Annotated in this window: 13 protein-coding genes and 1 tRNA gene; 5 read left to right on the top strand and 9 right to left on the bottom strand. The window is 34.6% G+C overall.

All coding sequences use genetic code 11. From position 1 onward, the window contains the following. Window positions 1–11 precede the first annotated feature (11 nt). Window positions 12–1,301 (bottom strand): c-type cytochrome, encoded by a 1,290-nt coding sequence (locus OQ292_RS14655; RefSeq protein ID WP_284682888.1) that lies wholly within the window; start codon window positions 1,299–1,301, stop codon window positions 12–14. Window positions 1,302–1,615: 314 nt separating this feature from the next. Then, window positions 1,616–1,686: transfer RNA gene (locus OQ292_RS14650), tRNA-Cys, on the bottom strand. A 163-nt stretch (window positions 1,687–1,849) separates the two neighbouring features. On the opposite strand from OQ292_RS14650, the gene OQ292_RS14645 reads away from it, so the two are divergent. Next, complete coding sequence (locus OQ292_RS14645; protein WP_284682887.1) at window positions 1,850–2,503, top strand: protein-L-isoaspartate(D-aspartate) O-methyltransferase; 654 nt, start codon at window positions 1,850–1,852, stop codon at window positions 2,501–2,503. Between the two features lie 29 nt (window positions 2,504–2,532). Further along, window positions 2,533–3,060, top strand: a complete 528-nt coding sequence (locus OQ292_RS14640; protein ID WP_284682886.1) for an acyl-CoA thioesterase — start codon at window positions 2,533–2,535, stop codon at window positions 3,058–3,060. Window positions 3,061–3,130: 70 nt separating this feature from the next. On the opposite strand, the gene OQ292_RS14635 is transcribed toward OQ292_RS14640, so the two are convergent. Together OQ292_RS14635 and OQ292_RS14630 are read right to left on the bottom strand one after the other, a co-directional pair. After that, window positions 3,131–4,111 carry a pyruvate dehydrogenase complex E1 component subunit beta gene (locus OQ292_RS14635; protein ID WP_284682885.1) on the bottom strand — a complete coding sequence of 327 codons (981 nt, stop codon included), beginning with the start codon at window positions 4,109–4,111 and terminating at the stop codon, window positions 3,131–3,133. Window positions 4,112–4,256: 145 nt separating this feature from the next. Then, a complete protein-coding gene (locus tag OQ292_RS14630) occupies window positions 4,257–6,062 on the bottom strand; it encodes a tetratricopeptide repeat protein (protein WP_284682884.1) in 1,806 nt (601 codons plus the stop codon). A gap of 292 nt (window positions 6,063–6,354) precedes the next feature. On the opposite strand from OQ292_RS14630, the gene OQ292_RS14625 reads away from it, so the two are divergent. Continuing rightward, window positions 6,355–6,573, top strand: a complete 219-nt coding sequence (locus OQ292_RS14625; protein WP_284682883.1) for a PspC domain-containing protein — start codon at window positions 6,355–6,357, stop codon at window positions 6,571–6,573. Here the strand turns inward: OQ292_RS14625 and OQ292_RS14620 are convergent. From OQ292_RS14620 to OQ292_RS14600, 5 genes are all read right to left on the bottom strand, one after another. Beyond that, a complete protein-coding gene (locus tag OQ292_RS14620) occupies window positions 6,570–7,604 on the bottom strand; it encodes a glycosyltransferase family 2 protein (RefSeq protein WP_284682882.1) in 1,035 nt (344 codons plus the stop codon). The two genes, OQ292_RS14625 and OQ292_RS14620, sit on opposite strands and share 4 nt — an antisense overlap. 49 nt (window positions 7,605–7,653) lie before the next feature. After that, a complete protein-coding gene (locus OQ292_RS14615; RefSeq protein WP_284682881.1) occupies window positions 7,654–7,977 on the bottom strand; it encodes a YbaB/EbfC family nucleoid-associated protein in 324 nt (107 codons plus the stop codon). A 71-nt stretch (window positions 7,978–8,048) separates the two neighbouring features. Further along, the gene (clpX, locus tag OQ292_RS14610; RefSeq protein WP_284682880.1) at window positions 8,049–9,275 is read right to left on the bottom strand and encodes an ATP-dependent Clp protease ATP-binding subunit ClpX; all 1,227 of its coding nucleotides are present in this window, start codon (window positions 9,273–9,275) and stop codon (window positions 8,049–8,051) included. 128 nt (window positions 9,276–9,403) lie between these two features. Next, entirely contained in the window at window positions 9,404–10,081 is a 678-nt protein-coding gene (locus tag OQ292_RS14605) for a ClpP family protease (protein ID WP_284682879.1), read from the bottom strand. 187 nt (window positions 10,082–10,268) lie between these two features. Beyond that, a complete protein-coding gene (locus OQ292_RS14600; RefSeq protein ID WP_284682878.1) occupies window positions 10,269–12,065 on the bottom strand; it encodes a 4Fe-4S binding protein in 1,797 nt (598 codons plus the stop codon). 262 nt (window positions 12,066–12,327) lie between these two features. On the opposite strand from OQ292_RS14600, the gene OQ292_RS14595 reads away from it, so the two are divergent. Together OQ292_RS14595 and porQ are read left to right on the top strand one after the other, a co-directional pair. Next, on the top strand, window positions 12,328–12,744 hold the full coding sequence (locus OQ292_RS14595) for an energy transducer TonB (protein ID WP_284682877.1): 417 nt from the start codon (window positions 12,328–12,330) through the stop codon (window positions 12,742–12,744). Between the two features lie 220 nt (window positions 12,745–12,964). Then, window positions 12,965–14,041: a type IX secretion system protein PorQ gene (gene porQ / locus OQ292_RS14590; protein ID WP_284682876.1), complete on the top strand. Its 1,077-nt coding sequence runs from the start codon at window positions 12,965–12,967 to the stop codon at window positions 14,039–14,041. The last annotated feature ends 1 nt before the right edge of the window (window position 14,042 follow it).

The raw sequence follows: 14,042 nt of genomic DNA, 5'->3' as shown, positions 1-14,042 counted from the left end.
GTATTAGTGTATTAATAATGGCATTTTGCACACTCAAGCCCACCAATATCTTCCACTTTCATCGGCTCTTTGCTTGTTGAGTTATGCATCTGAACCAGCTTCTCATAATACTCATTACCTCTAGAATTAATATCTGTCTTTCTATGACAGTCTATACACCAACCCATCGTCAATAATGAATATTGCTGAACCACTTCCATCTCCTTAATATTTCCATGACACTGCTCACATTCTAGGCCACCAACTTTTACGTGCTGGGAGTGATTAAAATAAGCCAAGTCTGGTAGGTTGTGTATTCTTACCCACTTAATTGGCTCGTCGTTTTCAATCGCTGTGTATATTTTCTTAATTTCTTCAGAGTTTGTACGAATAGTATTATGACAATTCATACAAATATTCGCAGATGGAATATTCGCATTTTTACTCTTCTCTACACCTGTATGACAATATTTACAGTCGATCTCATAATAACCTGCATGCAGTTTATGTGAGAACTTAATTGGTTGATCCGGAGCATAGCCCTGCTGCACACCAATCGTAAATAATCCGTCTATAGTAGCTTTAGCTACAACTGCTACGAAAATAAAAGTAACAATACCTGCAAATGCCGGGCTCTTAATAACCGACATAGGCTTAAACTTCTGATCTAGATACTCTTTATCTACATCACTTAAGTCTTTCTCTTGCTTAATGTACTTGGTTAAAACTGAAGCCAATAAAACCATTACAATAGCAAGTATTACTAGTATTATTAGTAAACCTACTATAATAGCTAATAGTAAATCTGAATTAACAGCAGTTCCACCATCTCCAGTAACATCACCACCAGTACCACCATCACCTGTTTTTGCAGTAACTGGAGGATTCTCAGTCTGGTCTTTTACATAAGCTAGAATTGAAAGAATTTCCTCATCTGAAAAGAAATCGTGGTTAGGCATATACTGATTGTACTGAGCGTACAATTTCTGCGCATACTCATCCCCACTATCAATAGTCTTTTGAGGGTACTTAATAAAATTAAGCAACCATGGAACTGGTTGCCTTTCCCAAACGTTCTGCAATGCAGGTCCAACAACCTTCTCATGCACGGCATGACATTGCTGACAGTTTCCCTTGAAGAGTTCCTCTCCTTGAGAAATTGCATCTGCACTGCTAGGTATACCGCTATTATCAGCTGCTGCCGAAGCATCAGCTGAAGCTTGCGTACTATCTGCCTGCTTAGCTATGGTTGTGAAACAGAATGAGAAAATCAAAAAAGTTGAAAGCAGTAATGCTTTCGTTCCGAAGAATGGTTTATTCATGATCTGACTTCCACGTATTGTATAAATAATCACTTCTCTCTTTAATCGAGGTCAAATTTAATATGCAAAGGCTTCTAAACAAATAAGATATTCGAAACACCGAATAAGCACTTAAACTTCCCTACTTCTTTTAGTAAAACAACAATAACACTACTTCATTAAACAACTGAAAACCAGTTATTTATATATTTAAAACGCATTAAATAATTTTATTTAGAATTTTTCTAAATTACAAAAAAATAGTTTGACGTTTTTTTGCATAAAAACAAAAAAAAACGCACTCTATAAAGAATGCGTTAGTTTTTATCTTCCTGAGGTCGCGAGCGGATTCGAACCGCTGTACGAGCTTTTGCAGAGCTCTGCCTAGCCGCTCGGCCACGCGACCTAGTATTTTAGAGCCACAAAATTATTAATAATAACCAAACTAACAAATAGAATCATGGAATATTTCTATAAAAAAAAAATTTCCTATAGATTCATCCTTCTCATTTCATATTTCTAAATTTTTTATGCCTTTGTAATTAAATTTATAAAACATTTTTAAAATTATGATGCGACTAGAGGATACGTACAGACACAAGGGATTGAGAAAAAGACTAGTTGATACACTTATTAATAAAGGTATTTCTCAAAAGCAGGTTTTAAGAGCAGTTCTTAAAGTGCCTAGACATATTTTTATGGATACAGCTTTTGTTGAACATGCTTACGAAGACAAAGCTTTTGCTATTGGAGAAGGCCAAACAATTTCTCAACCTTATACGGTTGCTTTTCAAACAGAATTGCTCGATGTAACTCCAGGTGAAAAAATTCTAGAGATTGGTACTGGCTCAGGTTACCAAAGCTCTATACTAATGGAAATAGGTTGCAACTTATATACAATAGAATATAATAAAGTATTATTTGAGAAAGCAAAAAGACTATTAAATAGAATGGGTTACAAAGCCCATTTTATATGTGGTGATGGCACTAAGGGATTGTTGTCTGCTGCTCCTTACGATAAAATATTAGTTACTGCTGGTGCACCAGATATTCCAGTACCTTTATTAAAACAATTAAAAGTTGGGGGTAAACTGGTAATTCCTGTAGGAGACAAAAAACATCAGAAGATGCTACGTATTACTAAAATTGAAGAAGACAAGTTCGAAAAAAGAGAGTTTGGTAACTTTAGTTTTGTGAAATTGTTGGGCGAATCTGGTTGGTAAAATAACTATACACATCTATTATAATAAATATGCCTGTAAAACATAAAACAGCTAAAGAATCACTAGCTACCATGACGGAAATGGTATTACCAAATGATACCAATACCTTAAATAACTTAATGGGTGGCCGTTTAATGCACCTGATGGATATTGTTGCGGCAATATCTGCTCAGCGACACTCTAACAGAGTAGTTGTAACTGCTTCTGTAGATAATGTGTCATTTTCTGAACCTATAGCATTGGGTGATGTAGTGACACTTAAAGCTCAGGTAACCAGAGCTTTTAATTCTTCTATGGAAGTACACATTTCAGTGACAGCAGAAAATATTCCTTCTGGAAGAAAGGTGGCTACAAACAAGGCTTTCTTCACTTTTGTTGCTGTTGATCAATCGGGGAACCCTATTTCTGTACCTGAACTAGTACCCGAAACCGAAGCAGAAAAAGAATTATTTAATGGAGCGCTAAGAAGAAGGCAATTAAGATTGGTTTTAGCTGGCAGAATGAATCCAGAAGATGCCAAAGAGCTTAAATCAATTTTTTACCCAAAAGAAAATTGATAGATAAAAAAAAGCCTTTAAAGGAAAACTCCCTTAAAGGCTTTTTTTTATTTTAATCTTTCTAGATTAATTATTTCATATATAATACTGCCTTAATCGCATCAACAGTTTTCTCTGCAGTTGGTAATGCAGTTTCTATTAAAGTTGGCGCATATGGTAATGGCACATCTAAACTGTTTACCTTATAAACTGGTGCATCAAGATAGTCAAAGGCATATTTTTGCACATGGTAGCTCAATTCTGAAGCGATAGAACCAATTGGCCAAGCCTCTTCTACAACTACCAATCTATTTGTTTTCTTCACAGATTCAACAATAGTTTTGTAATCAATTGGTCTTACAGACATTAAGTCGATTACTTCAACAGACTTACCTTCTTTCTCCATAATTTCGGCAGCTTCGTGAGCTACTTTCATCATTTTACCAAAAGAAACTAAGGTTACATCAGAACCTTCTTTTACAACATCTGCAACACCAAGTGGAATAAGGTATTCACTTTCAGGAACTTCACCTTTATCACCATACATCAACTCAGACTCCATAAAAATAACTGGATCGTCGTCTCTGATTGCAGATTTTAATAATCCTTTTGCATTATAAGGATTAGAGCAAACTACTACTTTTAAACCTGGTGTGTTTGCATACCAGTTTTCGAAGTTTTGAGAGTGCTGAGAGCTCAACATACCTGCATTACCAGTAGGACCTCTAAATACTGCAGGAATATTGTATTGTCCACCAGACATTGATCTCATTTTAGCAGCGCCGTTTATCACCTGATCTATAGCAACCAATGAGAAATTAAATGTCATAAATTCAATAATTGGCCTTAAGCCATTCATTGCAGCACCAATACCAATACCGGCAAAACCAAGTTCAGCAATTGGGGTGTCTATTATTCTTTCAGGACCAAATTCATCTAGCATTCCCTGTGATACTTTATAAGCACCATTGTACTCTGCTACCTCTTCTCCCATTAGTAACACTTTTTCGTCCCTTCTCATTTCTTCAGACATAGCCTCTCGTAATGCCTCTCTAAATTGTATTTCTCTCATTGCTATATTTAACTATATTTTAATACTTGGGTAAACGAAATCTATTTTTAAAGCGCAGCAAAAATACATGACAAAAACCTATTATAAAAAAAGAAAGCCTGCTTTCGCAAAAAAGCAGGCTTAAAATTTATATATATAATATTGATTATCTGGTCGCAGCAGTTACAGCATCCTGAACGCTCATGAACTCAAGGTCTTTTACAGCTCTTTCTTGAAGATCGCTGTTAAGTTCAATTGCTTTTTTAAGGTTGCTAGTTACATCACTACTGTTGCCCATTCTTGCAGCAGCAATAGCAGCACCATAAAATGCATAAGCATTTTTAGAATCAGCAGAGATTGCTTCACCAAAAGCAGATTTTGCTTTGCTGAAATCGTCTGATAATTCTTTAGAATCTTTTAATAAGATAGCTAATGCCTTATTGTAAATAGACATTGGATCGTTTCCAGCACGCTCTAATTCGCTGATAGCAGTTGAGTAGTCTGCAGTTGTGATTGCAAAGTAACCTTTAAGAGCGCTGATAGTTTGACCTAATTCACCAGAACCGCTAGCACCGCTTAAGCTTGCCTTAGCACCTTCAACATCACCAGTTAGTAACTGAGCACTTGCAAGGTTTACTTTAGCTTCAGTAGACTGTTGTTTTTGAATACTTAACTTGAAGTTAGAGATAGCTTTTTCAACAAAGCTTTCTTTATCACTTGCAGAACCAGCTTGAACAGCCATTTCCATATAAGTAGCACCTAAGTTGTTGTAAGCAGAGTAGCTATCATCCATTTTGATAGCAGCTTGGTACATTTTTTCTTTCTCTTGAAGATCTGGAGACATAGAAGCAGCATAAGCAACCATCTTAGAGTTTAATCCGTCAACTTCTTCACCGTTAGCAGCTTGTTGAGACATAACCATGATCTCAGCATCTGTAGGCTCGTCTTTAATTTGAAGAACTTCAGCTTTACCAGCTCTTAATGGAGGGTAGATTTCTCTGAAAAGAGTTCTGTAGAAAGAAAGAGTTTGTAATTTTAATTCTTTAGATACGAAATCACCAGAACCGTTAACGATATCCATTACTTCACTTTTCTGAGCATCAGAAAGTCTGTCAGTACCAGAAACAGCATCTTTAAATGCAGTCCAGTCTTCAACTACAGGCTTTTGAACAAACTCGATGCTGTCCATAGTGCTTTCGTAGTCATATTTCTCACCAAGAGACTTATAGAACTCTTCAACAACTGCAGCTCTTTCGTTAGCTAACTTGCTGTTTACATCAGTAGGACCTTCAGGAGAGTGCATACCAGTAATGTTTACTCTTCTTGTAGGTAAGTTCTCTTTTACATAAGTATCAAGTTGTTTACCCATATCGCCTCTTTTCTCACTATATCTCAAGTTTGATCTTCCTTGTAAGAAGTAGAAGTCGATGTTTTGTGGTACATATTTCTCAGAGTTGTCGTAACCGTGAGGTACGTAGTTAGCTACGTAAGGAGCTTGTACTAATTGAGAAGTAGTAATAACACCTTTACCTAATTCATCTAGAGTATAGAACTCAGACTCTTTAAATTTCTCTGGTTTTTTCTTTTTGTAAGCTTTTCCTTTGAATTGAACTTGACCTTCTTTGTATTGGTCTTCGTAGATAAATCCAAAGTATTTTTCTACTGTTGGAGATGGATTCTCTGCTAACTGATCACCATCATATTCCATTGTACCCAATAAAACTGGATCAGTAGTTTCAGTATCGTAATATACTTGTAGTTCATACATTATTTTCGGCTTCAGTACATTTTCAGGAACTGTAACTGAAGCTACAAATGAAACAGAATCTCCATGTAATTCAAGTGGAGATGGTTCAATAGTTGACTGTCCATTCTTAGCTGACTCAATAAGTGGTGTAAGTGAGTTACAGCTTGCCATAAACAGCAAACCTGAAAGTAAAGAAGCTGATAACGCCCGTTTGTACATATTCATAACAAATTTCTCTAAGTTTAGTACTCTATCGATTACAAAATTATTTTTATAAATTAACTATTCCAATAAAAAATTAGATTTTATATAAATATATAGTGATTTTAAAGGCAAATCTAAGAAAATAAAAAAACTTACTCACATAAACATACAAGTAATATTTTTCACTAAATTTGATATAAATCACTTTACTGTATTATAACAATGCAGTTCCATAACTGTTTAAATTGCTTTGTAATTTATTTCAAAAAATGCTTAAAGATTATTGTTGTTTGAAATAACAAATCAGAAGGCTATGAAAAGGATACTGTACTTCTTTGAAAAAAAAGCGTTTGGTGTATGCACTTGGTTAGGAGATATTCTTGGAATTTCTACTAATGTAATTCGTCTTTACTTTATTTATGCTTCTTTTATAGCATTTGGCTCACCTATTATAATATATCTGGCTTTAGCCTTTTGGATGAACCTTAAAAAATATTTAAGAAAAGACTACTTTAAAGGAAGAGCTATCTAATAGTTTATTTTTTCTAAACTATTAAACGTTTGCTGTTTTTTTACAAAATAACTAAACACTATACTTTTATTATATATAGGCAGATTTACTTTAAATTTATGAGATGGCTGTAGTTCGTTTCTTTTTAAATTTAAAGATTTCAGGTTTGTATAGAAGGAAAAGTGTGCGTTTAGTACAGCCAAAATAGATTTAAATTTACCCTGCACTAAAAAAGAACAAGCGGCAACTCCATCTAAAACCAATCGCATAAATATTAATGGTAGCAGATTTTGAGATGGCAAGTTTTTATAAATCATGAATAAGCCGTTTCTAAAATTCAGATAAACTTTCCTAGGATTTTCATAATCTAATGTACCTCCTCCAATATGATAAACTTCGCTTTGTGGAGTATAAAAAACTTTGTAACCTGCACGCTGCATACGCCAACACAAATCAATTTCTTCCATGTGAGCAAAAAAGCTCTCATCAAACCCACCAAAAGATTTAAATAGTTCAGTTCGAATGCACATACAAGCTCCACTTGCCCAAAAAATCTGGCTACTATCATTGTACTGGCCGTGGTCTTCTTCAACAGTATTAAATATTCTTCCTCTGCAGAATGGATAACCTAAATAGTCAATAAAGCCTCCTGCAGCACCTGCATGTTCAAATACATTTTTATTATTGTAAGATTTAATTTTTGGTTGGCAACATGCAATCTGCAAATTGGAATCTAGAACGGCAACAAGGGGATCGAGCCAACCGGGAGTAACTTCTATGTCAGTATTAAGTAATACTAAATAGTCTGCATCTACTTGCTTGAGTGATTCATTGTAGCCACCACAAAACCCAAGGTTTTGTGATAGCTTTATAATTTTTACATCTGGGTGATTTTGCTCTAAATAACTTACAGAGTCGTCGGGAGACGCATTATCTGCTACAATTATTTGAGCATCGCCACTATATGTTTTTACTAATGGAAGAAACTGCTCCAGTAAATCTCTTGTATTATAATTTAATATAACAACTGCTACTTTACTCCTGCTTTCCAATATTAATTATGCTGATTTTTTGATAACTGAAGCTATATGTTTTACTGAATTACATACCGAAATCCATTCCTGGAATATTAGGCATAAATCCTTCAGTAGATTTTTTTAATTCTTCTTTTACTCTTACTTCAATACTTTCCATTGCCTTATTAACTGCAGCAACTACCAAATCTTGAAGCATTTCTTTGTCTTCTGGTTTTACAAGGTCGTCATCTATATCTAGATTAACGATTTGCTTCTTACCGTTTATGGTAACTTTAACCATTCCACCACCAGCTTCGGCAGTTTCGGTAATATCTGCTAAACCTTCTTGAGCTTCTTGAAGTTTAGCCTGTACCTCCTTCATTTTGCCGAACATTTTCATCATATCCATAACTAAAATATTTTTATTTTATAATGCTTTCCTATTAATTATGAGCTTATAAATACAATCGGTTTCTTTAATTAGGCTACCCTCAGTTTTCTAGAATCTACAGCATTATCAATCTGTTTTTTTACAAATTCTAGATTAATCTCCATCTCTTTCACACTGTCATTAGAAGGTAAATCGTACATAGGTTCCAACATAATAGCTTCACAAATCGATCTTAACCCTCTAGCACCTAATCCAAATTCTACCGCTTTATCTACAATGAAATCGAGTGCATCATCAGAAAAAGTTATTTTGATATCCTCCATTTCAAACAACTTAACATACTGTTTAACAATAGAGTTTTTAGGCTCGGTAAGAATTGATCTTAAAGCTGTTTTATCTAATGGATTAAGGTGTGCTACTACTGGTAGTCTACCAATTAATTCAGGTATTAAACCAAATGCTTTTAAATCTTGGCTAGAAACATACTGCAATAGATTGTCAGCATCTACTTCTTTATCTTTTTCGCTTTCACCTACAAAACCAACTGGTCTTGTATTTAATCTTGATGCAATTCTTTTCTGGATTCCATCAAAAGCACCACCACAAATAAATAATATGTTTTCAGTATTTACTGCAATCATTTTTTGCTCTGGGTGTTTTCTACCACCCTGTGGAGGAACATTTACTATTGATCCTTCTAATAATTTTAATAATGCTTGCTGCACTCCTTCTCCACTAACATCTCTAGTAATTGATGGGTTATCAGACTTTCTGGCAATTTTGTCAATCTCATCAATATAAACGATTCCCATTTCAGCAGATTCCTGATCGTAATCTGCAGCCTGTAAAAGTCTAGTAAGAATTGTTTCAACATCTTCACCAACATAACCTGCTTCGGTTATAACAGTTGCATCTGCAATACAGAATGGAACCTGTAGTGCTTTTGCCATGGTTTTAGCCAGTAAGGTTTTTCCTGTACCAGTCTCTCCCACCATTATAATATTAGACTTCTCAATATTCACTTCATCATTAGACTCTTTCTGCATTAATCTCTTATAGTGATTATACACAGCAACAGATAACACCTTTTTAGCTTTATCCTGTCCAATAATGTATTCGTCAAGATGTGTTTTCATGTCTGCAGGTTTTACCAATTTAAACACTGGTTTACCTGAGCTTTTGGGCTTTCTTTCTTCATTAAGAATACGCCAGGTTTGTTCAATACACTTATTACAAATATGTGCATTTAAACCTGATACCATCAATTCAACTTGTTCTTTTCTGGCCCCGCAAAATGAGCAAACAATATCTTTCATAAAATTTGATATTCCGTATTTTATTAATATTAGACCGGTTTTTTATTGTTTTCCGGTTACAACGAAGCCTGAAAATTCAATTTTCAGGCCTGTTCCATAGTGTAAAAATAATAGATAAATACGAAAAATCACTTTTCGTTATGATGAGATAGTACTTCATCTATTATTCCATACTCTTTTGCCTCTTTTGCTGACATCCAATAATCTCTGTCAGAATCTTCCCAAACCTTCTCGTATGGCTGTTTACTATGGGTAGCAATTATCTCATAAAGTTCTTTCTTAACTTTCTGAATTTCTCTTGCAGTAATCTCAATATCAGAAGCCTGACCTTGAGCACCACCAAATGGTTGGTGAATCATTACTCTTGCATGAGGTAAAGCAGTACGTTTGCCTTCTGCACCAGCACATAATAATACAGCTCCCATAGAAGCAGCCATGCTAGTACATATAGTAGCAACATCAGGTCTTACATAATTCATTGTATCGTAAATTCCCAGACCTGCATAAACAGAACCTCCCGGACTGTTGATATATACTAATATGTCTTTTTTAGAATCTAATGATTCGAGGAAAAGCAGCTGAGCGACAATTATATTAGAAAGATAATCATCAATAGGAGCACCAAGAAATATTATTCGATCTGCTATAAGTCTTGAAAACACATCAATTTCTGCAAATCGTCTTTCTCTTTCCTCTATTACCGTTCTGGTCATGTTTTCAACATTACCTACGTAATGATCAAGTACCATGCTGTTGATACCCATTCCTTTTACAGCAAAATTTCTAAACTCGTCTTTTAATATCATCTTAAAATGTTCATTTTGAATTTACACAAAATCCTGTTTCAAAAGTGTTGCTAGATGTAAAAAGCTGACATATAGTCAGAATTTATGGATATAATCCATCATTTTACATTTATTAGAACCGTTTTTTTGTCAAAATCACACCGTAATCTACACTTTTTTTTAAAAATTTAGATCGTTCATTTAAAAATTAGCTGTTTACGGCTTTAACTTCTCTGCCTGTAATAACAATTGGGGTAGTTGTTCTGTTTCCTTCAGAAGCATTTTCTAAATTTAGCACTCCTCTCGGGCACACAGCTGAACACACTCCACAACCCACACAAGATGAGCGTACAATATTTTGACCTCTTTGTGCATACCAACGCACATCTATGCCCATTTCGCAATAAGTAGAACAATTACCACATGAAATGCATTGCCCACCATTGGTTGTAATTCTAAACCTTGATTTAAATCGCTGAACGATTCCTAAATAAGCAGCTAAAGGGCAACCAAACCTACACCAAACTCTGTTGCCCATTAAAGGATAAAAGCCTGTTCCTACTACTCCGGCAAAGCCTGCGCCTATCCAAGCACCATAAGTTTCTCTAATTATATAAGTATTTACACCCAACAAACTACCCAATCCACTAAAGTAAGTGTATAATACACCTATCGTCATTAAAACAGCAAATACCAATACACCATGAATAGAATATCTTTCAATCTTCCAAGCTTTGAGAGACTTGTCAGATAATTGCCTGTATGGATCGCCAAGAGTTTCTGCTAGACCACCACAACCACAAACCCAAGAGCAATACCAGCGTTTTCCGAAAAAATACACAAACACCGGTACACCAATTACTATAAGTGTAATGCCCCAACCCAACATAAAAATGCCAATACTTCCATTAGATACCAGCGTACTCAATTCATTATCAAAGAAAAAATCGTAGTCTAGCGGCCAGATATTTTTAAAATCGTAATAAGGTTGGTTTAATCTTAAGAGTATTTCAGGAATAAGAAAGGCAAATGCAGTTTGAAAAAACATAACTGAAAAAGTACGGACAATCTGATACTTACTATGTCTGTATTTGATAATCATTCGCACACCCATTACCAATATACTAAGCGTATATATAAACCCGTAAAGGAAAAATCTGCCACCATTACTCCCTTTTAGCAAAATACTAATCGGATCTACCATTATTATCCAGTTGAGCATATATTCTGGATAGTAGTATAAAAATATATAGAAAAGTATAAGGTAAGTACCTGTTAAAATCCCTAACCAGCCTTTATTATGCATGGCACTCTTAAATATGCCATTATTCTTAATTCCCGGCTTTCCTTCATTTAACTTTGGCAAAATGTACATACTCGCCCCAACGATGCACAAACCATAAGTAAGTAATATAAATAACCACGGATTATCCTTTACTGGACTTTTAGTAGCAGCTTTTGTAATAGAAGTTTTGATGTCTTTTATCTTGTATCTATCAAATCCTTTTTGATTAATAATGCCATATTTTCGTATGTTATCTACCACACCTGACAGGTTATTATTCAACTCATCTTTTGTAGAATATGTAGTTCCAAAAAGCCAGCTCCCATAATCGATAATTGCTTTTTGTTTAAATGCAGTTGCTTCATCGTTACCATTAAAAACCGATTTTACCACATCTTCTGTTAATACATATTGCCCATCTTTTTGGGCAGCGTTTAGCAGCTCATCCAACTCATTATCGCTCACTGCATAAGCATCTAGTACTTGCGCATTTATAGTCTCAAATGCTTTGTCTAACTCAGCAATAAATTTAAAAGATGAAGAAATGGTATTATCAATAATGCTTGATGCTTCTTGAGTAAAAGACTCTTGTAAGCCATCGGGAATTTGCTCGCTTACAATGTTTCTTGTAAGCTCATAATTAGACAAAAAGAAGGTGTAATTAAAGGTTATAAAGCCTGTAATAAACAGTATAAGCCCCGTAGTTTTAATTAATTTCATGAAGGTTCAGACGTAGATAAAAAATATTGTTAAGTATCGAAATTTCGAAACTATTACAGTCTTAAATTCTGATAAGTTCCTACCAAAAAGTCTCTACAAGCCTAAATAGCTGTTTTATCCTAAATATCACAAAAATGTTACTTTTCGAATAACACCTGTTAATGTTTAATTAAAATAAATCATCATTATGTAACATATAGTTAACATTGTATTTATATTTGCGTAAAGGATTAATAGAGAGTCAACATAAAACTTTAGAAACATGTTAAAATATATAAAACTATCGCTTTCAGCACTTACAGCTTTTTTCTTATTCGGTTTTGCAGCAAATGCACAAACTTTGGTTTCTAGTACAAATACAGATTTTACTGCTGTAAATACAGAAGAAACTTTTGTAGTTCCACCAAGGCCAGTCAATTATTCGGAGGTAAGAAACAGCATTGAATACCCTATTTCTTGCCGTAAACAAGGAATTGAAGGCAAAGTGCTTACAAAAATCTATGTTGGTAAAGACGGTTCTCCAATGAAATATGAGATTGTTAAAAGTGCAGACAAAGCCCTAACTGAAGCTTGCATAGAGAAAATAAACGCTTTTAAATTCGAACCTGCCAGAGATGCTTCAGGAAATACAGTAGAAAGATGGGTAGTAGTTCCATTAAACTTTAAATTAAGCATATAAAACTCCATAAATACTTTAAAAAAAGCCTTGTTGTAAAATTACAACAAGGCTTTTTTATTTATTTCCAATCATGTTTAAAGCAGTTATTTGCAAATAACTAAACAATCTGCTCAATTTTTTAAATGTAAATACAGCACAAGAAATAAGAAACTTTACATTTGCTATAAGGTATTACTTAAATTTAGCTTTGATTCATTTTTTCTTACAACTAGTGTTTCGCATGCGGTTAAAGACTGCTTTATTTATTAGCAAATATTTCCCAGCTTTCATTTTTACTTTACTCATTCAGGTTCCTGTTTTTGCACAGGTGGGTGGTATATCTACTTTTGAATTTGTAAACCTACCAGTAAATACCCGCATGGTAGGTTTGGGTGGAGTAAATGTAAGCTCACAACAGTTAGATGCCAGTATGTTTTCTGCAAACCCAGCATTACTAACCGATTCTATAGACCAGTATTTAGCACTAAACCATTACAGCTATAATGCTGGTGTAAAAAACAATCAACTAAATTATGCCCGAAAGCTATCAGCAAAAGGTATGTGGGGCATCGCTATACAACAACTCAGCTATGGAGAGTTTGACTCCTACGATCTTACCGGATTATACCAAGGTACATTCAATGCCAACGATTTTTCTGTTGGCATTAGCCATGCACGCATGAGTGGGCCCTTTTCAATAGGTGGTACAGTAAAATTTGTGCAATCTACTATAGAAACTTATCAAGCTAGTGGCATGCTCTTCACTATCGGAGGTGCTTTTATTCATCCTGAACAAGACTTAAAAGTAGGACTCGTGCTACAAAACTTTGGTTTTGCCTTTTCGCAATACACAGACGAACAAAGCTTTGAAATGCCATTTGATGCCATTTTAGGAGCTACTTTTAAACCGAAAATGATGCCTTTACGATTTTCTGTAACAGCACATCACCTGACAGAATTTCTTAATATTGCTTATGACGATCCTAATACTAAATCTGAGGTTGATGCTTTTGGGGAAGAAATTGATAATAAAATAAGCTTTGCTGACAAATTGTCAAGGCACTTTGTGTTTGGAGGTGAATTTGTATTTTCTAAAAATTTAAACCTTCGGTTAGCTTATAACTTTTTACAAAGAAGAGAGTTACAGGTTGAACAAAGAAAAGGGCTTGCTGGTTTTTCTTATGGACTGATGATCAGATTAAAGAGATTCGAACTGTCATACTCAAGAGCTGTACAACACATTTCAGGAGGCACCAACATCTTTTCTCTGGCTATAGATACTAAGAGCCTAATTAAGCGTCGGCGAGTTATTGAGTAAA

It is taken from the genome of Chondrinema litorale (assembly GCF_026250525.1).
Taxonomy (GTDB): domain Bacteria; phylum Bacteroidota; class Bacteroidia; order Cytophagales; family Flammeovirgaceae; genus Chondrinema; species Chondrinema litorale.
The sequence above is the reverse complement of the archived record's forward strand: the minus strand, read 5'-3'. Positions and strand labels throughout refer to the sequence as shown.

What these genes read in the sequence shown, in the direction of transcription:
- OQ292_RS14655 (WP_284682888.1), bottom strand. Translation starts at nt 1,301, where the DNA reads ATGAATAAACCATTCTTCGGAACGAAAGCATTACTGCTTTCAACTTTT.
- OQ292_RS14645 (WP_284682887.1), top strand. Translation starts at nt 1,850, where the DNA reads ATGATGCGACTAGAGGATACGTACAGACACAAGGGATTGAGAAAAAGA.
- OQ292_RS14640 (WP_284682886.1), top strand. Translation starts at nt 2,533, where the DNA reads ATGCCTGTAAAACATAAAACAGCTAAAGAATCACTAGCTACCATGACG.
- OQ292_RS14635 (WP_284682885.1), bottom strand. Translation starts at nt 4,111, where the DNA reads ATGAGAGAAATACAATTTAGAGAGGCATTACGAGAGGCTATGTCTGAA.
- OQ292_RS14630 (WP_284682884.1), bottom strand. Translation starts at nt 6,062, where the DNA reads ATGAATATGTACAAACGGGCGTTATCAGCTTCTTTACTTTCAGGTTTG.
- OQ292_RS14625 (WP_284682883.1), top strand. Translation starts at nt 6,355, where the DNA reads ATGAAAAGGATACTGTACTTCTTTGAAAAAAAAGCGTTTGGTGTATGC.
- OQ292_RS14615 (WP_284682881.1), bottom strand. Translation starts at nt 7,977, where the DNA reads ATGGATATGATGAAAATGTTCGGCAAAATGAAGGAGGTACAGGCTAAA.
- clpX (WP_284682880.1), bottom strand. Translation starts at nt 9,275, where the DNA reads ATGAAAGATATTGTTTGCTCATTTTGCGGGGCCAGAAAAGAACAAGTT.
- OQ292_RS14605 (WP_284682879.1), bottom strand. Translation starts at nt 10,081, where the DNA reads ATGATATTAAAAGACGAGTTTAGAAATTTTGCTGTAAAAGGAATGGGT.
- OQ292_RS14600 (WP_284682878.1), bottom strand. Translation starts at nt 12,065, where the DNA reads ATGAAATTAATTAAAACTACGGGGCTTATACTGTTTATTACAGGCTTT.
- OQ292_RS14595 (WP_284682877.1), top strand. Translation starts at nt 12,328, where the DNA reads ATGTTAAAATATATAAAACTATCGCTTTCAGCACTTACAGCTTTTTTC.
- porQ (WP_284682876.1), top strand. Translation starts at nt 12,965, where the DNA reads ATGCGGTTAAAGACTGCTTTATTTATTAGCAAATATTTCCCAGCTTTC.